Raw genomic sequence first — 22531 nt, forward strand, 5'->3', positions numbered from 1 at the left:
CCTAGAAAAAGTACACCGGGCCAGAAATGCCGGTGCTTGAGATGGAACAACGCCGCGACGGCAAGGTACCAGTCGCGGCGTAGTGTTCGTGAATCAGCAGACTGCCGGGTAGAAGACTTTAGTTGATCTGGCCGTGGCAGTGCTTGAACTTCTTGCCCGAACCACACCAGCACAGTTCGTTGCGGCCCAGCTTCTGATCGTTGCGTACCGGGGCAGCGGCGACGGCAACTTCAGCGCCCTCTTCCTGCTCCTCGACTTGCTCCAGACCAGGGGCTGCGGCGTGCTGGAACTGCATGCGAGCGGCCAGTTCTTCTGCTTCGCGACGCAGGCGAGCTTCTTCTTCGGCAGGATCTTCGCGGCGAACCTGAACGTGCGAGAGGACGCGAATAGTGTCGCGCTTGATCGATTCGAGCAATTCCTGGAACAGGTTGAAGGACTCGCGCTTGTACTCCTGCTTCGGGTTCTTCTGCGCATAGCCACGCAAGTGAATGCCGTGACGCAGGTGATCCATGGTCGACAGGTGGTCTTTCCACAGGTCGTCCAGAACACGCAACAGAATCTGCTTCTCGAAGGTACGCAGGGCTTCGGCGCTTGCCTGCTCTTCCTTCTCGTTGTACGCCGCCATCAGCTCGTTCATGAGCTTCTCGCGCAGGGTCTCTTCGTACAGGTGATCGTCTTCGTCGAGCCATTGCTGGATCGGTAGCTTCACCCCGAAATCGCTGGCCAACGCCGCTTCAAGGCCTGCCACGTCCCACTGCTCTGGCAGCGATTGCGGCGGGATGTGCTGGGCAACGGTAGCGTCGAGCACTTCCTGACGGAACTCGGCGATGGTGTCACCAATATTGTCAGCTGCCAGCAGGCTGTTACGCATGTGGTAGATAACTTTACGTTGCTCGTTGGCCACGTCGTCGAATTCAAGCAGTTGCTTACGAATGTCGAAGTTGCGGCCCTCGACCTTGCGCTGGGCTTTTTCGATGGCATTGGTAACCATGCGATGCTCGATGGCCTCGCCCGATTGCATACCCAGGGCCTTCATGAAGTTCTTCACCCGATCGGAGGCGAAGATGCGCATCAGGCTGTCTTCCAGCGACAGGTAGAAACGGCTGGATCCAGGGTCACCCTGACGGCCGGAACGACCGCGCAGCTGGTTGTCGATACGACGGGATTCGTGACGCTCGGAAGCGATCACATGCAAGCCGCCAGACTCGATCACCTGCTGGTGACGCTTCTGCCAGTCGGCCTTGACCTGCGCAATCTGCTCCGGAGTAGGGTTCTCCATTGCCGCGACTTCCACCTCCCAGTTGCCACCCAAGAGGATGTCGGTACCACGACCCGCCATGTTGGTGGCGATAGTCAGTGCACCCGGGCGACCGGCCTGGGCGATGATCTCGGCTTCCTTTTCGTGGTACTTGGCGTTCAGTACCTTGTGATCGATGCCTTCCTTCTGGAGCAGGTTGGACATGTGCTCGGAAGTCTCGATGGTGGCAGTACCTACCAGCACCGGACGCCCCTGGGCCATGCTTTCCTTGATGTCGGCAATGATTGCGGCGTATTTCTCTTCCGCAGTCAGGTACACCAGGTCGTTGTAGTCCTTACGCGCCAACGGCTTGTTCGGCGGAATGACCATAACGTTGAGGTTGTAGATCTGGGCGAACTCGAAGGCCTCGGTATCAGCAGTACCGGTCATGCCGGACAACTTGTTGTAGAGACGGAAGTAGTTCTGGAAGGTGGTCGAAGCCAGGGTCTGACTTTCGGCCTGAATGTTCAGGTTTTCCTTCGCTTCGATAGCCTGGTGCAGGCCTTCGGACAAGCGACGACCCGGCATGGTACGACCGGTATGCTCGTCGATCAGCAGGACCTGGCCGTCCTGGACGATGTACTCGACGTTACGATGGAACAACTTGTGCGCGCGCAGACCGGCATAGACATGCGTCAACAGGCCTAGGTTGTGCGCCGAGTAGAGGCTCTCGCCTTCGGCCAGCAGACCGACCTGGGCGAGCATCTCTTCGATGAACTGGTGGCCAGCTTCGTTGAGTTCAACCTGACGGCTCTTCTCATCGATCTTGTAATGGCCTTCCTGGGTGACTTCACCCTCGACTTCCTCGATGTGCTGCTTGAGGCGTGGGATCAGCTTGTTGATTTCGACGTACATCTTGGAGCTGTCTTCGGCCTGGCCGGAGATGATCAGCGGGGTTCGCGCTTCGTCGATCAGGATGGAGTCGACTTCGTCGATCACAGCGAAATTCAGCTCGCGCTGGAATTTCTCTTCCATGCTGAACGCCATGTTGTCGCGCAGGTAGTCGAAACCGAATTCGTTGTTGGTGCCGTAGGTGATATCGGCAGCATAGGCAGCGCGCTTTTCTTCCGGCGGCTGGAACGGGGTAACGACGCCGACAGTCAGACCGAGGAACTCATACAGCGGACGCATCCAGTTGGCGTCACGACGAGCCAGGTAGTCGTTGACCGTAACCACGTGCACGCCCTTGCCGGACAGTGCATTGAGGTATACGCCAAGGGTTGCGACCAAGGTCTTGCCTTCACCAGTACGCATTTCTGCGATAGTGCCTTCGTGCAAGGCCATGCCGCCGATCAGCTGGACATCGAAGTGGCGCATGCCCATGACCCGCTTGCCGGCCTCACGCGCGACAGCGAAGGCCTCTGGGAGCAATTGGTCCAGGGTCTCGCCTTTGGCCAGGCGCTCTTTGAACTCTGCGGTTTTTCCGCGCAGTTGTTCGTCGGAGAGGGCCACCATCTTCTCTTCGAAGGCATTGACGGACTGCACCGCCTTGAGCAGGCGCTTGACCTCACGCTCGTTCTTGCTTCCAAAAAGTTTTTTTAACAAAGGCGCAAACATATCGACAGGATCTTCCACACATAGGGATGGAGGGCGGCCCCGTGAGTCGCCCGTGCAGCCCTTATGGCCGCATGCGAACGAGCATTCTACCCGGAAACGACGGTGAGGAAAGTGGCGGATTTCCACAATGCTGGCACAGCGCTTTGACGGGGCTTTTTTACAATAAGGCCTTTTTTCACAACTTCAACCCATCAGCCACATGAAGTTTTGTCGCAGGCACCCGGTCGAGGCGCAAGACGGGGGATCTGATAAGATGCCGGTACTGTAACTTCAGGTGTCCCTTCATGGCTTTTCGTCCCCTGCCGGCCCGCGCGCCCGCCGTTTTGCTCCGCGAAGCCCGGCCACTCAAAGCCTTGTTCAACCAAGCCCAGCGCCTGGCGCAATTGCAGCAACTGCTCGACAGCCAACTGCAACCGGCAGCGCGCGAGCATTGCCATATCGCTTCATGGCGCGAGGGTACGCTGCTGCTGATCGTTACCGATGGCCATTGGGCCACGCGCTTGCGCTACCAGCAAAAGCGCTTGCAACGCCAGTTACAGACGCTCGATGTATTCGTCAGCCTGACGCGGATATTGTTCAAGGTTCAGCCACCGACGACCCAGAGCCGAGCGGCCACACACACTGCCGACCTTTCCACGCGCGCTGCAGAAAGCATTCAAGCCACCGCTGACGGCATCAGTGATCCAAAGCTGCGTGCAGCCCTTGAGCGCCTGGCCAGCCATGCGCGGGACAAGGACGCCTGAGGCAAGGCGTAGGAGCAGGATTACCCGCAGTAATAAAAAGGTTCTTCACGGAATCCCGGGAGTATGATCTTGGGGCTGGGCTGGGCTGGGCTGGGATTTGAGTCTGTGAGCTTATCCATTCAATGCGGCGCCGCTGTTGGCCCCTTCCGCCCTTACGGCGGGTCCCTTTTGTCTTGGCAAAAGGAACCAAAACCGTGTGTCCCTGCATTCGGCCCTGCGCTGCGCTCCGGGTCCCTTCGCTCCGGCATTGCTCCCGTCGGGACCGCACCGAAGGGCCGTCCTGGCCCTACGGTGCTCGCAGGCCATCCATGGCCTGCGCCCGACTACGCAATACCTACACTCAGCCTACTGAAGGGACGATCCAGGGTGTCTGGGCTGACGATGTACGAAGAGCCAGATCAAAAGCAAAAGCTGCACACCAGCGCCGCACTGTTGCCGGTGCCGTTGCTGTGCTTCTCCCTACACAGATCGTGCAGGCGCCACAAATTGTCCCTTCAGTAGGCCGAATGGAACCCTTGCGTAGTGGGGCGACGGCCATGGATGGCCGGCGAGCGCCGCAGGGCCAGGACGGCCCTTCGGCGCGGTCCCCGCGGGAGCAAGGGTGGAATGAGGGAACCCGGAGCGCAGCGTAGGGCCGAATGCAGGGACAAGGGGTTTTGCCCACTTTTGCCCCGACAAAAGTGGGTCGCCGTAAAGGCGAAACCAGCCAGTGGTGCCACTGCATCAAATGGATATGCCCATCGACACTCGAGCCCCATTTGGTAATCACCCGCGGTGCGCATTGAATGGATAAGCACGCAGCCTCGAACCCCTACCAACCTAACCAGCAGGTGGAGTTCCCGGAATGCCATGAAGATAAATAAAAAAGGCCACCCGAAGGTGGCCTGATTCACTAGAGAGAGTGTTCGAACTTACACTGCCGCAACTGGACGCATGTAAGAGATCGGTGCCGTACTGGCATCTTCGAAAGTCACCACTTCCCAGGCATCTGTTTCCTCGATCAGCTTACGCAGCAGCTGGTTGTTCAGCGCGTGTCCGGACTTGTAGCCCTTGAACTCGCCGATCAGGCTGTTGCCCAGCAGGTAGAGGTCGCCGATGGCGTCGAGGATCTTGTGCTTGACGAATTCGTCTTCATAACGAAGGCCGTCTTCATTGAGCACGCCGTCCTTGTCCACCACGATGGCGTTTTCCACACTGCCGCCGAGCGCGAGGTTGTGCTTGCGCAGGTACTCGATATCGCTCATGAACCCGAAGGTCCGGGCGCGACTGACTTCCTTCACGAATGAGGTGCTGGAAAAGTCCACGCTGGCGCTTTGAGTCCGGTTACGGAACACCGGGTGATCGAAATCGATCTCGAAACTCACTTTGAATCCGTCGAATGGCAGGAAAGTAGCGCGCTTGTCGCCGTCTTCCACTGTTACTTCGCGCAGGATACGAATGAATTTCTTGGCTGCGTCCTGTTCTTCCAGGCCGGCAGATTGAATCAGGAATACAAAGGGTCCAGCGCTACCGTCCATAATCGGCACTTCGGACGCGGAGAGCTCGACGTAGGCGTTATCGATGCCCAGGCCAGCCATGGCCGAGAGCAAGTGCTCAACCGTGTCTACCTTGGTATCACCGTTTACCAATGTCGTAGACATGGTGGTCTCGCCGACATTCGCCGCGCGGGCAGGAATTTCCACCACGGGGTCGAGATCGGCACGGCGAAATACGATGCCGGTATCCACAGGAGCAGGTTTGAGGGTCAGGTAAACCTTTTCCCCAGAGTGCAGGCCGACACCTGTGGCACGGATAATATTCTTCAGGGTGCGTTGTTTAATCATGGCATTGGCCGCTTCAGCGCAAATTGCGAACTGGTATCAACAAAGGCTGAGGATAATACCAGACCCGGCCTTTGCTGAATACCAATCACCCTTATACCCCTGATAAATTTCATTAATCAGCCTGACGACGCAGGAAAGCTGGAATATCCAGGTAATCCAGATCGTCTTGCGGATTGAGCTTGGCAGCAGCGGCAGCCCCGGCATGCGCCTGGTTGCGCATTACAGTCGGGCGCTCCAGGTCACGGTAGTTGACCGACGATTGTTCCTGACGAACCGGCGCCGGAGCAGCAGTCTGCATGGCAGCGGTTTGCAGGGTATTGTCGATGACCTTGACCGGCTTCTCGATTTTTGCACCCAGGCCAGTAGCAACTACGGTTACGTGCAGCTCATCGCGCATGTCCGGATCGATAACAGTACCGACCTTGACCATAGCGTGATCGGACGCAAAGGCTTCGATGATGCTACCAACGTCCGAGTATTCACCCAACGACAGGTCAGGACCTGCAGTGATGTTTACCAGGATGCCACGAGCGCCCTGCAGGTTGACGTCTTCGAGCAGCGGGTTGCGGATAGCCGCTTCCGTCGCTTCACGTGCACGGTTAGGACCGCTGGCGCAGCCAGTGCCCATCATCGCCATGCCCATTTCGCTCATTACGGTACGGACGTCGGCGAAGTCGACGTTGATCATGCCCGGGCGCTTGATGATGTCGGAGATACCGCGAACGGCACCCGCCAGTACGTCGTCAGCCTTGGCAAAAGCGGACAGCAAGCTTGCGTCCTTGCCCAGGATGGTCAGCAGCTTCTCGTTGGGAATGGTGATCAGCGAGTCAACGCTGTCTGCCAGTGCACGAATGCCCTCATCGGCAATCTGCATGCGCTTGCGGCCTTCGAACGGGAACGGACGGGTCACCACCGCAACGGTGAGAATACCCAGTTCCTTGGCCACTTCGGCAATGATCGGTGCAGCACCGGTACCGGTACCGCCACCCATGCCAGTGGTGATGAACACCATGTTGGTGCCCTGCAGTACTTCGGCTATGCGCTCACGGTCTTCCAGCGCGGCCTGACGACCGACTTCCGGATTAGCACCAGCACCAAGTCCCTTGGTGACACCAGTACCCAGTTGCAAAATGGTGCGCGCGCCGATGTTTTTCAGCGCTTGAGCATCAGTGTTGGCGCAGATGAACTCAACGCCTTCGATGCTGCTCTTGACCATGTGATTGACGGCGTTGCCACCGCCGCCACCGACACCGATCACTTTGATGACCGGGCTTTGCGGGACGTTGTCTACGAGCTCGAACATTTTCCCTCTCCTTACAGTTCTCTAGTTTTTGCGCCTACTACTACTGCTTTGAAACTTTAAAAGTTGCCTTTGACCCAGCGCGTAAAACGCTCCAGCGCCGGTGCCTTTGGTTCATCGCCATAGTTGTTGCTGCTGGTACCGGTAAGGCTCACGCCGTCGGACTGCTTTTGCAGGCCGTAGGTCAGAAGGCCCACACCAGTGGAATAGATCGGGTTGCGTACTACGTCGCTAAGACCCCGAACGCTATGCGGCACGCCCAGGCGCACCGGCATGTGGAAAATCTCTTCGGCCAGCTCCACCGCACCTTCCATCTTCGCGGTACCGCCGGTCAGAACGATGCCCGCAGGCACCAGGTCTTCGTAGCCGCTGCGACGCAGTTCGGCCTGGATCAGGGTGAAAAGCTCGTCGTAACGCGGCTCGACCACTTCGGCCAGCGCCTGGCGCGAAAGCTCGCGCGGTGGACGGTCACCGACGCTTGGCACCTTGATGGTTTCACCGGCACCGGCCAATTTGGCCAGGGCGCAGGCATAACGAATTTTGATCTCTTCGGCATACTGGGTTGGAGTACGCAGCGCCATGGCGATGTCGTTGGTCACCTGGTCGCCAGCAATCGGGATCACGGCAGTGTGACGGATGGCGCCTTCGGTGAAGATGGCGATGTCAGTGGTACCGCCACCGATGTCCACCAGGCACACGCCCAGTTCTTTCTCGTCATCGGTCAGCACCGAATAGGCCGAGGCCAATTGTTCGAGAATGATGTCGTCGATTTCCAGGCCACAGCGACGCACGCACTTTTCAATGTTCTGCGCGGCATTGACGGCACAGGTAACGACGTGGACTTTGGCTTCCAGGCGCACACCCGACATACCCAGCGGCTCGCGCACACCTTCCTGGTTGTCGATCACATAGTCCTGCGGCAGGGTGTGCAGAACCCGCTGATCGGCAGGAATGGCAACGGCCTGGGCGGCGTCAAGAACACGCTCAAGGTCGGCCGAACTGACTTCACGGTCGCGGATTGCGACGATGCCGTGGGAGTTCAGGCTGCGGATGTGGTTACCGGCAACGCCAACGAACGCCGAGTGGATCCGGCAGCCCGCCATCAGTTGGGCTTCCTCCACTGCCCGCTGGATCGACTGCACGGTCGACTCGATATTGACGACCACGCCCTTCTTCAGACCACGAGAAGGATGGGTACCGATACCAACGATTTCCAGGGTGCCGTCAGCCGCGACTTCGCCTACCAGCGCCACTACCTTGGAGGTGCCGATATCCAGCCCGACGATCATTTTGCCGCTATGCGCATTTGCCATGGTCCTGCCTCTCTCTAATTCTTCGCAACGGCGGGTTGGGCCGTCGTCGGTGCAATCGGTTCCCGCCAGCCAACAGCAAGGCCATTGGCATAACGCAGATCGATGCGGGCGATGTTCGTGATCTGTTCTTTTAGTGTCTTGTCGTAAATGGCAATGAAACGGCGCATTTTTTCTACCAGATGATCGCGCCCCAACAGCAGCTCGACTCCAGGCCCGGCACTACCGGCGCCAGTGGTCAGGAACCAGCTGCCGCGCTCGCGCACTTCCAGCCGGGCAATCGAAAAGCCCATTGGCCGCAACATCTGGCTCAGTACCTGATATTGCTGCATCACTTGTTGCTGCGCCCGCTGCGGCCCGACCAGCTGCGGCAGGTGCTCGTAGTTGGCCAGTTCGCGAGGTGTGAAGGCCTGGCCCTGGTTATTGAGCAAGGCTTCTTCACCCCAACGCGCTACTGGCAACTGTTCTTCCAGGCGAATCACCACCTCGTCGGGCCACACCCGGCGTACCTCGGCATGGGCGATCCAGGGCATCTTTTCCAGCTCTGCACGCATGCTAGTCAGGTCGACAGTGAAAAAGCTGGCCGCCACATACGGGGCGATTCGCTGTTGCACAGCCTGCTGACTGATGTAGCTGAGGTCCCCCTGTACGGCGATCTTGGTGATCGGCCGGTCGGCATACGGCATCAGGCGCTGCGCACCCTCATACGCACCGAAACCTGCGGCGACCAGCAATACCGGCCAGAGCAGCCGCTTGAAGATGCTGAAATTGGCCTTTGGCAGGCGCGCCGACAGTGGCTCCTTGGCCACCATCCGGCTGGCACCACGCGGCACCGGCTTGCTGCGGCCGGTGGCGGGTTGCTGATGACGTAACATCGCGCCTTGCATGGGCTTAACCTCGCGCCTCTACGCTGGCCGCCAGGATCGCCAGCACCAACTGCTGGAAGTCCAGACCGGCCGCACGTGCCGCCATGGGGACCAGGCTGTGATCTGTCATGCCTGGTGCGGTGTTCACTTCGAGCAGCCAGAAACGTCCCTGCTCGTCCTGCATGACGTCCAGCCGACCCCAGCCAGCGATACCAACGGCATCACAGGCGCGGGCGGTCAGGTCGATCAGTTCTTGTTCCTTTTCCGCGCTCAGGCCACAAGGAATCCGGTACTGGGTATCGGAAGCCAGGTACTTGGCGTCGTAGTCGTAAAAGGTGTGTGGCGTACCCAGTGCGATGGGTGGCAATACCTGCCCACGCAGGGTCGCGATAGTGAACTCCGGACCTTGAATCCATTGTTCAACCAACACTTGCGAGTCGTAGGTGGCGGCGTCTTTCCAAGCGGCGATCAATGCCTCGACGCTGGTCACTTTCGCCATACCGATACTGGAACCTTCATGGGCCGGTTTGACGATCAAAGGGAAGCCCAGTTCCGTGCCTGCAGAAATACAGTCAGCTTCGCTGCTCAGTACTGCATGGCGTGGGGTGGGAATACCCAGGCTCTGCCAAACCTGCTTGGTGCGCAGTTTGTCCATCGCCAGTGCCGAAGCGAGGATTCCACTACCGGTGTAGGGGATGCCCAGGCACTCGAGCAAGCCCTGCATGCTGCCGTCTTCACCGCCGCGGCCGTGAAGAATGATGAAGGCGCGATCGATCTTTTCGTTTTGCAGACGGTTGAGCAGGTCGCCACCCACGTCAATGGCAACCACATCGACGCCTGCGCTGGTCAACGCCTCGATCACGGCAGCGCCGGACTTGAGCGAAACCTCACGCTCGGCGCTCTTGCCGCCATAGAGAACAGCCACGCGACCGAAGTCTTTCACCGCGATGGTCGAATGCAGTTTGTCGTATGCATTAGCAGTCATTTCGACTTCCCCTGACTGGTAACAGCACCAGCGAACAACGGACTTTTAAGAAGCTGCGGAGCCAGGCCACCGATATCACCGGCGCCTTGGCACAGCAGGATGTCGCCCGCACGCAACAGCGGCTTGACTAGCGGTGCCAGCTCAACGCCACGCTCGATGTAGATAGGGTCGAGCTGGCCGCGCTGACGGATGCTGTGGCACAGCTGACGACTGTCAGCACCTGGAATTGGCTCTTCGCCGGCCGGATAGACTTCCATCAACAGCAACACGTTGGCGTCAGCCAGGACCTGGACGAAATCGTCATACAGGTCACGGGTACGGCTGAAACGGTGCGGCTGGTAAACCATCACCAGGCGCCGCTCCGGCCAACCACCGCGTACAGCCTTGATCACGGCGGCGACTTCGGTCGGGTGGTGACCGTAATCGTCAACCAGCATTACGCTGCCACCGTCCACCGGCAGATCGCCGTAGACCTGGAAGCGTCGCCCTACCCCTTGGAAGCCGGAGAGCCCTTGAACAATGGCCTCATCACTGATGCCTTCGTCGCTGGCAATGGCGATGGTCGCCAGGGCATTGAGCACATTGTGGTTGCCCGGCATGTTGACCGACACATCCAACGGCTCGCGGTCACGACGCAGCACAGTGAAGTGGGTCTGCATGCCCGACTGGCGCACATTGATGGCACGCACGTCGGCTTCTTCGCTGAAGCCGTAGGTAACCGCCGGACGCTTGACCAGCGGCAGAATTTCACGCACTACCGGATCGTCCAGGCACATCACTGCCAGGCCGTAGAACGGCAGGTTGTGGAGAAACTCGACAAATGTTTTCTTGAGCTTATTGAAGTCACCTTCATAGGTCGCCATGTGGTCGGCGTCGATGTTGGTAACCACGGCCACCAGCGGCTGCAGGTGCAGGAAACTGGCATCGCTCTCGTCGGCTTCGGCAATCAGATAGCGGCTGGTGCCGAGCTGGGCATTGGTGCCCGCTGCATTCAGGCGACCACCGATAACGAATGTCGGGTCCAGGCCCCCAGCGGCAAACACCGAAGCCAGCAGGCTGGTAGTGGTGGTCTTGCCGTGGGTACCGGCGACGGCGATGCCGTGACGGTAGCGCATCAGCTCGGCCAGCATTTCGGCACGCGGTACGACCGGGATACGCCGTTCAAGCGCAGTGGCGACTTCCGGGTTGGCCGGATTGATGGCACTGGAAACGACCAGTACATCGGCACTGGCGGCGTTCTCGGCACGGTGGCCGATGAAAATCTGGGCACCAAAGGACTCCAGGCGCTCGGTGACTGCCGAAGTCTTGAGGTCCGAACCCGATACCTGATAGCCCAGGTTCAGCAGTACTTCAGCGATACCGCACATACCCACGCCGCCGATACCGACGAAGTGGATACGACGAATACGGCGCATTTCCGGGTGAGGCATGGCTTTTTGAGCTTCAACCATGGGCCACCTCCAGACAGATATCGACCACGGTGCGGGTGGCCGCAGGTTTTGCCAGGCGCCGAGCAGTGGCGGCCATGGTGGAGAGTTTTTCCGGTTGCATCAGCACCTCGTTCAGGCGTTCAGCGAGTTGCGCTGCGCCAGTTGTCGCTTGTGGCATCAGGAAGGCAGCGCCTTCACGGGCCAGATAATGGGCGTTGTGGGTCTGGTGATCGTCGATGGCGTGGGGCAATGGCACCAGCATCGAGGGCAAGCCGGCCGCAGCCAGCTCACTGACGGTCAGCGCGCCTGCGCGGCAGACCACCAGATCGGCCCAGGCGTAAGCCTTGGCCATGTCCTTGATAAACGGCTCTACTTGAGCCTCGACTCCGGCCTCGCGATAACGCTCGGCGGTAATCTGGTCGTGTTGCTTGCCAGCCTGGTGGAACACCTCGGGACGAATGTCCGCGGGCACCTGGGCCAGGGCTTGGGGCAACAGTTTGTTCAGCGGTTCGGCGCCAAGGCTTCCACCCAGCACCAGCAAGCGTGGCCGCCGCGCACCCAAAGGTTCGCGTGCGGTTTCCATGAACAGTTCGCTACGCACCGGATTGCCGGTGGTACGCAATTTTTCCGAAGCAGCAAAGGTTCCAGGGAAAGCTTCGCAGACTCGGCCGGCCAACGGCACCAGCAACCGATTGGCGGTACCGGCACGGGCATTCTGCTCGTGAACCACGACAGGCACGCCGCACAGACGGGCGGCGACGCCGCCAGGGCCGGTCACATAACCACCAAAGCCGATCACGCACACCGGCTTGAGCTGACGAATGATGCGCCGGGCCTGCAGCACAGCCTTTACCAGGGTGAAGGGTGCCTTGAGCAGGGACAACTTGCCCTTGCCGCGCAGACCGGTGACCTGGATCAGGTGCAGTTGCAACCCTGCCTGAGGCACCAACTCGTTCTCGATACCACGGGGAGTACCGAGCCAATGCACGGTATAACCGCGCGCCTGAAATTCGCGGGCACAGGCAAGGGCCGGAAACACATGCCCCCCAGTGCCTCCCGCCATGATCAGGATATTTTTGCCGTCAGCGGCCATGATTGGGCTCCTCGGCAAAGTCACTTTCATCAAATTCGTGTTCTTCACTGCCCAGGTGGGTTCGACTCTCCCACTCGATCCGCAGCAACAGCCCGACACAGGCGCAACAGATCACCAACGAGCTACCGCCATAACTGAGGAACGGCAACGTCAAGCCCTTGGTCGGCAGCAAACCAACGTTCACGCCGATGTTGATCAAGAATTGACCAATCCACAGAAACGCCAGGCCAAAGGCCATATAGGCAGCGAAGTACTGTTTGGCTTTTTCAGCCCACAGCCCGATGTACAAAGCGCGCACGGTTACAAACACAAACAGCGCCACGGTAACCAGCGAACCGACGACACCCAGCTCTTCAGCCAAAACAGAAAACACGAAGTCAGTGTGCGCTTCAGGCAGGTAGAACTGCTTCTGCACGCTGTTGCCAAGGCCAACGCCAAGCCATTCGCCACGACCAAAAGCGATCAACGCCTGGGTCAACTGATAGCCCGAACCGAACTGGTCGGACCAAGGGTCGGTAAAGGTGATCAAACGCGCCATTCGGTAAGGTTGGGCCTGGACCAGGACAAACACTGCCCCCACCGCCAGCACCACCATCAAACTGAACCGGAACAACCCGACACCGCCGAGAAACAGCATCGCCGCAGCCGCGCCCATCATCACCACGGTGGCGCCGAAGTCTGGCTCCATCAGCAGCAGGCCAGCCATTGGCAGCAACACGATGAACGGTTTAAAGAAGCCCATCCAACTTTCGCGCACCTCGGTCTGACGGCGCACCAGGTAACCGGCCAGGTAGATCACCACAAAGACCTTGGCGATTTCCGATGGCTGTACGTTGAAGAAGCTGAAACCGATCCAGCGCATCGAACCGTTCACTTCTCGGCCGATGCCTGGCACCAATACCAGCACCAGCAGTGCGAAGGCACCGACCAGCATGGTGAAGCCCATCTTCTGCCAGGTGGCAATCGGTACCATCATGGTAACGATGCAGGCGAAAACGCCAATGGCCACGTAAACAAGGTGGCGGAACATGTGATAAAGCGGATTGCCTGTCTGCGCAGCAGCCACTTCCGAAGAAGCCGAGGTGATCATCACCAGGCCAAGGCCAAGCAGCGCCAGGCAACCGGCGAGCATGGCGAAATCGAGATCGATGCCGCGACCGCTGATCAGCGGTGACGGATAGGGCTTGATCATGCCGAAGATCATGCCAGCCCTCCTACGGCCTGGGCGAACAGGCGCCCACGCTCTTCAAAGTTCTTGAACATGTCGAGGCTGGCGCAGGCCGGCGAAAGCAGCACGGCATCGCCTGGTTGAGCCAGTTCGGCCGATCGTTGTACAGCTTCATCCAGGGTCTTGACCCGGATCAGCGGCACCTCGTCACCCAGCGCCTGGGCCAGTAGTTCGGCGTCACGCCCGAGCAGTACCACGGCACGGCAGTGAGCCGTAACCGGCGCTCGCAGGGCACTGAAGTCGGCACCTTTGCCGTCGCCACCAGCAACCAGCACCAATTTGCCGTCAATATCTGCGCCCAAACCTTCGATGGCTGCCAGTGCAGCACCGACGTTGGTGGCTTTGGAGTCGTCGTACCAGCTCACGCCCTGGCGCTCACGCAGCCACTGGCAGCGATGAGCGAGGCCGGCGAAGCTGCGCAGGCTCGCCAACATGGCATCGAACGGCAGCCCCACGGCATGACCCAGCGCCAATGCTGCCAGGGCATTGGACTGGTTGTGCGCACCGCGAATCTTCAGCTCGCGCACCGGCATCAGGTTCTGGAACTCGAATGCCAGGTATTTTTCGCCGTTTTCTTCACGCAGGCCGAACGCCTTGAAGTCAGGTGCATTCAAACCAAAGGTCCAGCAAGGCTGGCCTTCAGTCAGCAACGGACGACTCAGGGCATCCTGGCGGTTGACCACGACTTGCCGTGCACCACGGAAGATCCGGTGCTTGGCCAGATGGTAGGCCGGCAGACCGCTGTAGCGGTCCATGTGGTCTTCGCTGACATTGAGCACCGTGGCGACTTCAGCGTTGAGCTGGTCGGTGGTTTCCAGTTGGAAACTCGACAGTTCCATCACGTACAACTCGACGTCGTCGCTGAGCAGGTCCAGCGCTGGGGTGCCCAGGTTGCCACCGACCGCCACACGCTTGCCTGCGGCAACAGCCATTTCGCCAACCAGGGTCGTCACCGTGCTTTTCGCATTGGAACCGCTGATCGCGATGATCGGCGCCTTGGCGTTACGCGCAAACAGTTCAATGTCGCCCGACAACTTCACGCCACGGGCAGCCGCTTGCTGCAGCGCCGGGGTAGCCAGGGCCAGGCCTGGGCTGACATAGAGCTCGTCGGCACGGCAGAGAAATTCTACGTCCAGTTCACCGCAGCGTACTTCCACCTGCGGGTAATCCCGGCGCAGGGTTTCCAGTTCCGGCGGTTGCTCACGGGTGTCGGCGACCGCAAAGGCAATGCCCCGGTTCGCCAGGAAGCGAACCAGGGACATGCCGCTCTTGCCGAGGCCGACAACGATGCGGAAGTGGTCAGAAGCGATCAGTGACACGCGCTCTACCTCAGTTTCAGGGTGGCAAGGCCGATCAGCACCAGTATCACGGTGATAATCCAGAAACGGACGATCACCCGAGGCTCGGGCCAACCCTTGAGTTCAAAGTGGTGATGGATCGGGGCCATGCGAAACACACGCTTGCCGGTCAACTTGAAGGAGGCCACCTGGATCACCACCGAAAGGGTTTCCATGACGAACACACCGCCCATGATGAACAGCACGATTTCCTGACGCACGATGACGGCGATAGTGCCCAGCGCCGCGCCGAGCGCCAGAGCGCCTACGTCGCCCATGAACACCTGCGCGGGGTAGGTGTTGAACCACAGAAAGCCCAGGCCGGCACCGATCAGCGCGCCACAGAAGACAATCAGCTCACCCGCACCCGGCACATAAGGAATCAGCAGGTATTCAGCGAATTTCACGTTACCCGACAGGTAGCAGAAGATGCCCAGGGCGCCGCCAACCATGACCGTGGGCATGATCGCCAGGCCATCGAGGCCATCGGTAAGATTCACCGCGTTGCTCGAACCTACGATTACGAAATACGTCAGCACCACGAAGCCAATACCCAGCGGGATGGTGACATCCTTGAGCATCGGCACGATCAGCGTGGTTTCGACGCTGCTTGGCGCCGTCGTATAAAGAAAGATCGCTGCACCCAGGCCGAACACCGATTGCCAGAAATACTTCCAGCGACTTGGCAGGCCGCGCGAGTTCTTCTCGATCACCTTGCGGTAATCGTCGACCCAGCCGATAGCACCGAACAACAGGGTGACAATCAGTACGACCCAGACATAACGGTTGGTCAGGTCGGCCCACAGCAAGGTGCTGATGCCGATAGCCGAAAGAATCAAAGCACCGCCCATGGTAGGGGTACCGGACTTGGACAGGTGCGATTGCGGGCCGTCGTTACGAACCGATTGACCAATCTGGCGAATCTGCAGGGTACGAATCATCCAAGGGCCCAACCATAGGGCCAGAGACAACGCGGTCAGCACACCCAGGATCCCGCGCAGGGACAGGTACTGGAAGACCGCGAAGCCTTTGTAGAACTGTTGCAGATACTCAGCCAGCAGTAGCAGCATTAATGTTTCTCCCCGCTGGAACCGCACAATGCCACCACGACGTTCTCCATCGCAGCGCTGCGCGAACCCTTGATCAAAATAGTGGTATTAGTGGCCTGTTCGGCGCGAACGGCGTCGATCAGATCCGCTTGATTAGCGAAATGTCGGGCATTGGTGCCGAACACTGCTACCGCATGAGCCATGTTCTGGCCCACCGCATAGAGTGCCGAAACCTTGTCTTTGGCGTACTCGCCTACCTGCCGATGCCCTTCCTCAGCCCACTGGCCCAATTCGCCGATATCCCCGAGCACCAGAACGGTGCGGCCGGAAAAGCCGGCGAGTATATCAACGGCAGCGCACATAGAGGTGGGGTTTGCGTTATAGGTGTCATCGATCACGCGTACGCCGTTGGCGGCCATCTGCACCACGGTGCGGCCCTTGACCGGCTGCACGCAGTTCAAGCCCTGGACAATTCCGTCCAGCGCCAGACCAAAGGCATGTGCGGCGGCGGCGGCGGCCAGAGCGTTGGCAACGTTGTGGGTGCCCAGCAGATTGAGCTGAACCCGTGCCACGCCTAGCGGACTGTGCAGATCGAAGGACGGGCAACCGCGTTCATCCTGAGCGAGGTTTGCGGCATGAAAATCCGCGCCGGCGTTGTTCAAGGCGAAAGTCAGCAGGCGACGATTACCGGCGCGTTGTTTCCAGATACCGAACGCCTTGTCTTCCAGGTTCAATACAGCCACGCCATCCTGGCCCAAACCTTCGAGGATCTCGCCCTTGGCTTCGACAATTTTCTCAGGACCACCGAACTCGCCGACATGTGCGGTTCCGGCGTTGTTGATCAGGGCTACCTGCGGCTTGGTCAGCCCCACGGTATAGGCGATCTCACCAATACGCGAAGCGCCCAACTCGATAACTGCCGCCGTATGTTCCGGGGCAATTTCGAGCAGCGTCAACGGCGCGCCAAGGTCGTTGTTGAGGTTGCCACGGGTGGCCAGAACCGAACCGCGGGTGCGCAAAATGCTGGCGAGCATTTCCTTGACCGTGGTCTTGCCACTGGAGCCGGTAATGGCGGCGACAGGTTTGTCGAATGCACTGCGGTTCAGCGCACCCAGTTGACCCAGGGCCAAACGACAGTCGGCAACCAGCAACTGCGGCAGCTTGCTGCCGGGCACTTCACGCTCGACCAGGGCCGCAACGGCGCCCTTGGCCTGCACTTCATTCAGATAGTCATGACCGTCAAAGCGCGGGCCTGCCAGGGCAATGAACAGTTGCCCGGCAACGATTGCGCGACTGTCGATACTGACGCCGGTAAACGTCGCATCGGCACTGATCAGACGCCCCTGCAGGGCGGGGGTGAGCTGGCTGAGGGTCAATGGCTTAAGCATTGGCGGCTCCCCAGGCGGCAAGCGCCTTCTCGGCCTCGACCAGGTCAGAAAAGTCGTGGCGCTGACCGTTGATTTCCTGATAGTCCTCGTGCCCTTTGCCGGCCAGGACGATGACGTCGTCAACCCCGGCGCTGGCGATAAATTGAGCAATGGCGGCGCCACGACCGGCAACGAACTCGACGGCTTCAGCCTTGGCAAAGCCAGGTTGGATGTCGGCGAAAATTTGCTGCGGGTCTTCGCTGCGGGGGTTGTCGTCGGTCACCAGCACGCGATCGGCCAGACGCTCGGCAACCTCGGCCATCAATGGACGCTTGCCGCGATCACGATCGCCACCGCAACCGAACAGGCACAGCAATTGCCCTTTGGCGTGCGGACGCAGGGCCAGAAGGACCTGCTCCAGGGCATCAGGGGTATGGGCGTAATCAACCACTACCAGCGGCTTGCTACCACCACCCAGGCGCTGCATGCGGCCAATCGGCCCTTCCAGCTTGGGGGTGACTTGCAGGATTTCATCCAATGGATAATCAAGCGCCAGCAAGGTTCCGACCGCTGCCAGCATGTTGCTCAAATTGAAACGACCGAGCAGACGGCTGCGCAGCGTGCGTTCACCCTGGGCGGTGACAATAACTGCACGTACGCCATCATCGTCGAAATGCGCTTCGCGGCAGTACAGCGAAGCGGCGCTATCTTTCAAGCTGTAGCTGATCAGCCGCGATTCGGCGTATTCACGGGCCAGGCGACGACCAAACTCGTCATCCAGGTTGACCACTCGGCAACGCAGATCGGGCCAGGCAAACAAACGCGCCTTGGCATTTTCATAAGCCTGCATGCTGCCGTGGTAATCGAGGTGGTCGCGCGACAGGTTGGTCATCACCGCGATATCGAATGCCAAGGCCGCAACCCGTCCCTGCTCCAGGGCATGGGAGGAAACCTCCATGGCAATGGCCTTCGCCCCAGCCTTCTTCAGGTCGTTAAGGGTCGCCTGCACGGCAATCGGGTCCGGGGTAGTCAAACGGCCGCTTTGCAGCTCGCCATAAAACCCGGTTCCCAGTGTGCCGATCAGGCCGCAACGTTGACCCAACGCGTCCAGTGCCTGGGCTACCAGTTGGGTAACGCTGGTCTTACCGTTGGTACCGGTGACCCCTACCAGATTGAGCTGACGGCTTGGCTCGCCATAAAAGCGTCCAGCGATATCCGACAGCTGGGCAATCAGGCCCTTGACCGGAATCAGCGGCGCATCCGTGATCGGCAGCACCGTGGCGTTTTCAGCTTCATAAGCCACTGCTGCCGCACCGCGCTTGAGCGCATCGGCAATATGCTCGCGACCATCGACCAGAGCGCCCGGCACGGCCAGGAACAGATCGCCTGGACGAATATTACGGCTGTCCAGCGTCAACTCGCGAATCAATGGATCGCGACTGGCCTGAGGAAAAAGTTTGCTCAATGGCATCGTCATCAACCGCGCCCTCCCTTGGCGGGCGCAGCATCAACCTGCTGCTGTGGTGTTGCCGCCGGCAGGTTGTCCGGCGGAATGTTCATCAGGCGCAACGTGCCGGACATGACTTTACTGAACACCGGGGCCGAAACCAGGCCACCGAAGTAGCCGCCCTTGCTGGGCTCGTCGATGACCACGACCACCGCATAGCGTGGATCGCTCATCGGCCCGAATCCGGCGAACAACGAACGATAGGAATTCTCGGTGTAGCCTTTGGAACCGATGGTGGCCTTACGCGCCGTACCACTCTTGCCACCTACGTGATAGAACGGCACCTGGGCACGGAACACGCCACGCGGCGCCTCGATTACCTGCTGGACCATGCCCTGGATGGTCTTGGCGACTTCCACCGGCACCACTTGCGTGGACTCTGGGGTCTTGTCGACCTTGAGGATACTCAAGGGCACCATTTTGCCGTCGTTGGCCAGTGCGGCGTAGGCGTGGACCAATTGCAGCGCCGTCACCGACAGGCCGTAGCCGTAGGACAGGGTTGCGGTTTCGGCTTTGCGCCACTCACGATGGTTCGGCAGGTTACCGACCCGCTCACCTGGGAAACCCAGGCCGGTGTACTGACCCAGGCCCAGCTGCGACATCACTCGGTAAATCGATTCGCCACCAATATCGAAGGCGATCTTGCTCATGCCGACGTTACTGGAGTTGATCAGAATGCCGGTAAGGTCAAGGATCGGGCCCTCACTGCGCGATACGTCACGAATGGTGTAGCGACCGAGCTGCAAGGTGCCTGGATACACTTCAACCTTGTCGGTCGGCTTCCAGCGTCCGCTCTGCAACGCAGCACTCATGGACAACGGCTTTACCGTGGAGCCGGGCTCGAACACGTCGATGATCGCCCGATTGCGCATGGCGGCCGGGAACATGCTGCGGCGGTTGTTCGGGTTGTAAGTGGGCTGATTGACCATCGCCAGTACTTCACCCGTCTTCACATCCAGAATCACCAGGCTGCCTGCCTTGGCTTCCTGCTCCGCAATTGCGTTACGCAACTCGCGGGTAGCCAGGTACTGCAGGCGCAGGTCGATGGACAACGCCAAGGTCTTTCCGGCCTTGGCGTTTTTGGTCACTTGAATGTCTTTGATCAGCCGACCGCGCCGGTCCTTGATCACTTGCCGTTTGCCGGGCACGCCGGCCAGCCACTCGTCGTAGGCCAACTCGACCCCTTCGCGACCATGATCATCAAGGTCGGTAAAACCAACCATGTGTGCGGCAACATCGCCTGCAGGGTAGAAACGACGAAATTCCTCGATGCCATAGACACCAGGAACTTTAAGATCGAGTACCACTTGGCCCTGTTCCGGCGTCAGGCCTCGAACCAGGTAGATGAACTCTTTATTGGCCTGTTGTTCCAGGCGCTGGGTCAGCTGTTGCGGGCTCTGCTTGAGCGCTTCCGCCAGGGCTGGCCAACGCTCTTTGGTCGCCTGCATCTCCTTGGGGTTGGCCCACAAGGTGGTGACCGGGGTACTGACCGCCAGCGGTTCGCCGTTGCGGTCAGTAATAAGCCCGCGGTGCGCAGGGATCGGGATATGACGCAGGCTGCGCGCATCGCCCTGTCCCTTGAGGAAGGCACGGTCGACGACCTGCAGGTCGATAATGCGCCAGGCAATCGCGCCGACCATTACTGCCAGCAATGCGATAACCACGCGGAACCGCCACGGGTAGAGCGCCCCCTCAAGTTTCATCATGGTGCCACCATCCGTACTTCGTTGGCGGCCGGAATACGCATTTGCAACTGTTCGCTAGCCAGATTTTCAATCCGGCTGTGCGCTGTCCAGGTGCTTTGCTCAAGAATCAAACGGCCCCACTCGGCCTGCGCCTTGTCGCGCTCGCTGAGTTCGCCATACAGCGTGTTGAGTAACTGACGGTTCCAATGCGCGCTGTACGACACCGCCACCGAAGAAACGAGCACGGCAATAAACAGCAGAAGCATCAGGAAGCTTCCGCCTGGCAAAGGCTTGGCGAACAAGCGACTCACCGCAGCTTCTCGGCAACGCGCATCACAGCGCTGCGCGAACGAGGATTGGCCTTGAGCTCGGCTTCGGACGCAAACTGCGCTTTACCGTGGACTTTGATTCGAGGCTCGAAATGCTTGTGTTGCACAGGTAGGTTACGTGGCAGATTGTCGGCCTCGCCCTTGACCAGCTTGCGCATGAACAGCTTGACGATACGGTCTTCCAGGGAGTGGAAGCTGATCACCACCAGGCGACCACCCACTTCCAGCGCATCGAGCGCGGCCTCAAGGCCTACCTCAAGATCACCCAGTTCATTGTTGACATGGATGCGCAAGCCCTGGAAAGCACGGGTTGCAGGGTTCTTGCCTTTTTCCCAGGCAGGGTTGGCCACTTTCAGCACTTCGGCGAGGTCTGCCGTGCGCGTGAATGGCTGCAGCTCACGACGCTCGACTACCGCACGGGCCATGCGCCCGGAAAAGCGCTCTTCGCCGTATTCCTTGAATACACGGGCGATTTCCTCGACCGGCGCGGTCGCGATGAACTCGGCAGCGCTAATGCCGCGGCTCGGATCCATGCGCATGTCCAGCGGACCGTCATTGAGAAAACTGAAACCGCGCTCCGGGTCATCAAGCTGAGGGGAGGACACCCCCAGGTCCATCAGCACGCCGCTTACCTTGCCGGCCAGGCCGCGCTGCGCAACCTCATCACCGAGCTCGGCAAAACTACGCTGCACAATGACAAAGCGGCCGTCTTCGGCCGCCAGCGCTTGCCCGGTGGCAATCGCTTGAGGATCTTTGTCAAAACCGAGCAACTTTCCTTGCGGCCCCAGCTTACTGAGTATCAGGCGGCTATGCCCGCCACGGCCGAAGGTGCCATCCAGATAGCAGCCATCGGCGCGTACGGCGAGAGCCTCGACGGCTTCGTCAAGCAGTACGGTGATGTGGTTAAAGCCGCTATCTATAGTCACAGGATCAAATCACGCAGTTCTTCAGGCATGGCGCCCGGTTGTTGAATAGCTGCAAGATCGGCTGCCGAAACTGCGTTCCAGGCATCCTCATCCCACAGTTGAAATTTGTTCAGTTGCCCCACCAGCATCGCTTTCTTGTCGAGCTTGGCGTATTCGCGCAAACGCGGAGGCACCAGGAAACGACCACTGCCATCAAGCTCCAGATCAACCGCATTACCAATCAGCAAACGCTGCAGGCGACGGTTCTCTTCTCGCAATGACGGCAAGGCGCGCAACTTGGCTTCAATCAGTTCCCACTCATCGAGGGGATACACACACAAGCAAGGATCAACAGCGTCGATGGTCACGATCAATTGCCCGGAACTACGCGAATCGAGCTCGTCACGGTACCGGCTCGGCATTGCGAGACGGCCCTTTGCGTCGAGGTTGATAGCGTTGGCTCCGCGAAACACGGCTGCGATTCCCCACTTGTTAGCTTTATTGTGATCAGAAAACCCACTTCATGCCACTTTCTGCCACTTGCGCACACTATAGGAATCCGCCTACCACACCGTCAAGGCGCGCCTACAAGGAAATCCCTTACAGATCGGAGATTTAGCGAGATATAAGAAGAAGGAGGTACAAAATGGAGAGATTTCTGACAGAAAAAATCAAAGTCACTTAGGCACATAGCGTGCAAAGTTAAAGTGATTTATTAAG

18 protein-coding genes are annotated in these 22531 nt (G+C 59.4%); 1 reads left to right on the plus strand and 17 read right to left on the minus strand.

Features of this window, described 5'->3' with window-relative positions:
- Positions 1-118: 118 nt before the first annotated feature.
- Complete coding sequence (gene secA / locus H8F21_RS21590) at positions 119-2854, minus strand: preprotein translocase subunit SecA (protein WP_203479521.1); 2736 nt, start codon at positions 2852-2854, stop codon at positions 119-121.
- Positions 2855-3138: 284 nt separating this feature from the next.
- On the opposite strand from secA, the gene H8F21_RS21595 reads away from it, so the two are divergent.
- Positions 3139-3597 carry a DciA family protein gene (locus H8F21_RS21595; RefSeq protein WP_203585284.1) on the plus strand — a complete coding sequence of 153 codons (459 nt, stop codon included), beginning with the start codon at positions 3139-3141 and terminating at the stop codon, positions 3595-3597.
- A gap of 911 nt (positions 3598-4508) precedes the next feature.
- Here H8F21_RS21595 and lpxC read toward each other — a convergent pair.
- The 16 genes from lpxC to mraZ form a co-directional block, all read right to left on the minus strand.
- Positions 4509-5420 (minus strand): UDP-3-O-acyl-N-acetylglucosamine deacetylase, encoded by a 912-nt coding sequence (gene lpxC / locus H8F21_RS21600; RefSeq protein WP_028943297.1) that lies wholly within the window; start codon positions 5418-5420, stop codon positions 4509-4511.
- A gap of 112 nt (positions 5421-5532) precedes the next feature.
- Positions 5533-6723 carry a cell division protein FtsZ gene (ftsZ, locus tag H8F21_RS21605; RefSeq protein ID WP_136474694.1) on the minus strand — a complete coding sequence of 397 codons (1191 nt, stop codon included), beginning with the start codon at positions 6721-6723 and terminating at the stop codon, positions 5533-5535.
- 56 nt (positions 6724-6779) lie between these two features.
- Entirely contained in the window at positions 6780-8033 is a 1254-nt protein-coding gene (gene ftsA / locus H8F21_RS21610) for a cell division protein FtsA (RefSeq protein ID WP_136474693.1), read from the minus strand.
- Positions 8034-8047: 14 nt separating this feature from the next.
- Positions 8048-8917: a cell division protein FtsQ/DivIB gene (locus H8F21_RS21615; protein ID WP_136474692.1), complete on the minus strand. Its 870-nt coding sequence runs from the start codon at positions 8915-8917 to the stop codon at positions 8048-8050.
- Between the two features lie 4 nt (positions 8918-8921).
- Positions 8922-9881, minus strand: a complete 960-nt coding sequence (locus H8F21_RS21620) for a D-alanine--D-alanine ligase (RefSeq protein WP_203479519.1) — start codon at positions 9879-9881, stop codon at positions 8922-8924.
- On the minus strand, positions 9878-11332 hold the full coding sequence (gene murC, locus H8F21_RS21625) for a UDP-N-acetylmuramate--L-alanine ligase (protein ID WP_203479518.1): 1455 nt from the start codon (positions 11330-11332) through the stop codon (positions 9878-9880). The genes H8F21_RS21620 and murC overlap by 4 nt, the downstream gene beginning before the upstream one ends.
- Positions 11325-12404, minus strand: a complete 1080-nt coding sequence (gene murG, locus H8F21_RS21630; RefSeq protein ID WP_203479517.1) for an undecaprenyldiphospho-muramoylpentapeptide beta-N-acetylglucosaminyltransferase — start codon at positions 12402-12404, stop codon at positions 11325-11327. Before murG ends, murC begins: the two co-directional genes overlap by 8 nt.
- Positions 12394-13608 carry a putative lipid II flippase FtsW gene (gene ftsW, locus H8F21_RS21635; protein ID WP_211202021.1) on the minus strand — a complete coding sequence of 405 codons (1215 nt, stop codon included), beginning with the start codon at positions 13606-13608 and terminating at the stop codon, positions 12394-12396. The genes murG and ftsW overlap by 11 nt, the downstream gene beginning before the upstream one ends.
- On the minus strand, positions 13605-14951 hold the full coding sequence (murD, locus tag H8F21_RS21640) for a UDP-N-acetylmuramoyl-L-alanine--D-glutamate ligase (protein WP_203585285.1): 1347 nt from the start codon (positions 14949-14951) through the stop codon (positions 13605-13607). The genes ftsW and murD overlap by 4 nt, the downstream gene beginning before the upstream one ends.
- Before the next feature lie 5 nt (positions 14952-14956).
- Positions 14957-16039 (minus strand): phospho-N-acetylmuramoyl-pentapeptide-transferase, encoded by a 1083-nt coding sequence (mraY, locus tag H8F21_RS21645; RefSeq protein WP_203479515.1) that lies wholly within the window; start codon positions 16037-16039, stop codon positions 14957-14959.
- Positions 16039-17406, minus strand: coding sequence for a UDP-N-acetylmuramoyl-tripeptide--D-alanyl-D-alanine ligase (locus tag H8F21_RS21650; RefSeq protein ID WP_203585286.1), 1368 nt, complete (start codon positions 17404-17406; stop codon positions 16039-16041). The genes mraY and H8F21_RS21650 overlap by 1 nt, the downstream gene beginning before the upstream one ends.
- A complete protein-coding gene (locus H8F21_RS21655) occupies positions 17399-18862 on the minus strand; it encodes a UDP-N-acetylmuramoyl-L-alanyl-D-glutamate--2,6-diaminopimelate ligase (protein ID WP_203585287.1) in 1464 nt (487 codons plus the stop codon). The genes H8F21_RS21650 and H8F21_RS21655 overlap by 8 nt, the downstream gene beginning before the upstream one ends.
- Positions 18862-20595, minus strand: coding sequence for a peptidoglycan D,D-transpeptidase FtsI family protein (locus H8F21_RS21660; RefSeq protein WP_203543649.1), 1734 nt, complete (start codon positions 20593-20595; stop codon positions 18862-18864). Before H8F21_RS21660 ends, H8F21_RS21655 begins: the two co-directional genes overlap by 1 nt.
- Entirely contained in the window at positions 20595-20888 is a 294-nt protein-coding gene (gene ftsL, locus H8F21_RS21665) for a cell division protein FtsL (protein ID WP_136474682.1), read from the minus strand. The genes H8F21_RS21660 and ftsL overlap by 1 nt, the downstream gene beginning before the upstream one ends.
- A complete protein-coding gene (gene rsmH / locus H8F21_RS21670) occupies positions 20885-21832 on the minus strand; it encodes a 16S rRNA (cytosine(1402)-N(4))-methyltransferase RsmH (protein ID WP_408004481.1) in 948 nt (315 codons plus the stop codon). Before rsmH ends, ftsL begins: the two co-directional genes overlap by 4 nt.
- Complete coding sequence (gene mraZ, locus H8F21_RS21675) at positions 21829-22284, minus strand: division/cell wall cluster transcriptional repressor MraZ (RefSeq protein ID WP_136474680.1); 456 nt, start codon at positions 22282-22284, stop codon at positions 21829-21831. Before mraZ ends, rsmH begins: the two co-directional genes overlap by 4 nt.
- Positions 22285-22531 lie beyond the last annotated feature (247 nt).

Source organism: Pseudomonas arcuscaelestis (assembly GCF_016881005.1).
Lineage (GTDB): Bacteria > Pseudomonadota > Gammaproteobacteria > Pseudomonadales > Pseudomonadaceae > Aquipseudomonas > Aquipseudomonas arcuscaelestis.

Bases quoted from the DNA above. Each gene is read 5' to 3' on its own strand.
- H8F21_RS21650 (WP_203585286.1), bottom strand. From the start codon at position 17,406: ATGCTTAAGCCATTGACCCTCAGCCAGCTCACCCCCGCCCTGCAGGGG.
- H8F21_RS21615 (WP_136474692.1), bottom strand. From the start codon at position 8,917: ATGCAAGGCGCGATGTTACGTCATCAGCAACCCGCCACCGGCCGCAGC.
- secA (WP_203479521.1), bottom strand. From the start codon at position 2,854: ATGTTTGCGCCTTTGTTAAAAAAACTTTTTGGAAGCAAGAACGAGCGT.
- H8F21_RS21595 (WP_203585284.1), top strand. From the start codon at position 3,139: ATGGCTTTTCGTCCCCTGCCGGCCCGCGCGCCCGCCGTTTTGCTCCGC.
- ftsA (WP_136474693.1), bottom strand. From the start codon at position 8,033: ATGGCAAATGCGCATAGCGGCAAAATGATCGTCGGGCTGGATATCGGC.
- murC (WP_203479518.1), bottom strand. From the start codon at position 11,332: ATGGTTGAAGCTCAAAAAGCCATGCCTCACCCGGAAATGCGCCGTATT.
- H8F21_RS21655 (WP_203585287.1), bottom strand. From the start codon at position 18,862: ATGACGATGCCATTGAGCAAACTTTTTCCTCAGGCCAGTCGCGATCCA.
- H8F21_RS21660 (WP_203543649.1), bottom strand. From the start codon at position 20,595: ATGAAACTTGAGGGGGCGCTCTACCCGTGGCGGTTCCGCGTGGTTATC.
- ftsW (WP_211202021.1), bottom strand. From the start codon at position 13,608: ATGATCTTCGGCATGATCAAGCCCTATCCGTCACCGCTGATCAGCGGT.
- lpxC (WP_028943297.1), bottom strand. From the start codon at position 5,420: ATGATTAAACAACGCACCCTGAAGAATATTATCCGTGCCACAGGTGTC.
- murG (WP_203479517.1), bottom strand. From the start codon at position 12,404: ATGGCCGCTGACGGCAAAAATATCCTGATCATGGCGGGAGGCACTGGG.
- H8F21_RS21620 (WP_203479519.1), bottom strand. From the start codon at position 9,881: ATGACTGCTAATGCATACGACAAACTGCATTCGACCATCGCGGTGAAA.
- mraY (WP_203479515.1), bottom strand. From the start codon at position 16,039: ATGCTGCTACTGCTGGCTGAGTATCTGCAACAGTTCTACAAAGGCTTC.
- ftsZ (WP_136474694.1), bottom strand. From the start codon at position 6,723: ATGTTCGAGCTCGTAGACAACGTCCCGCAAAGCCCGGTCATCAAAGTG.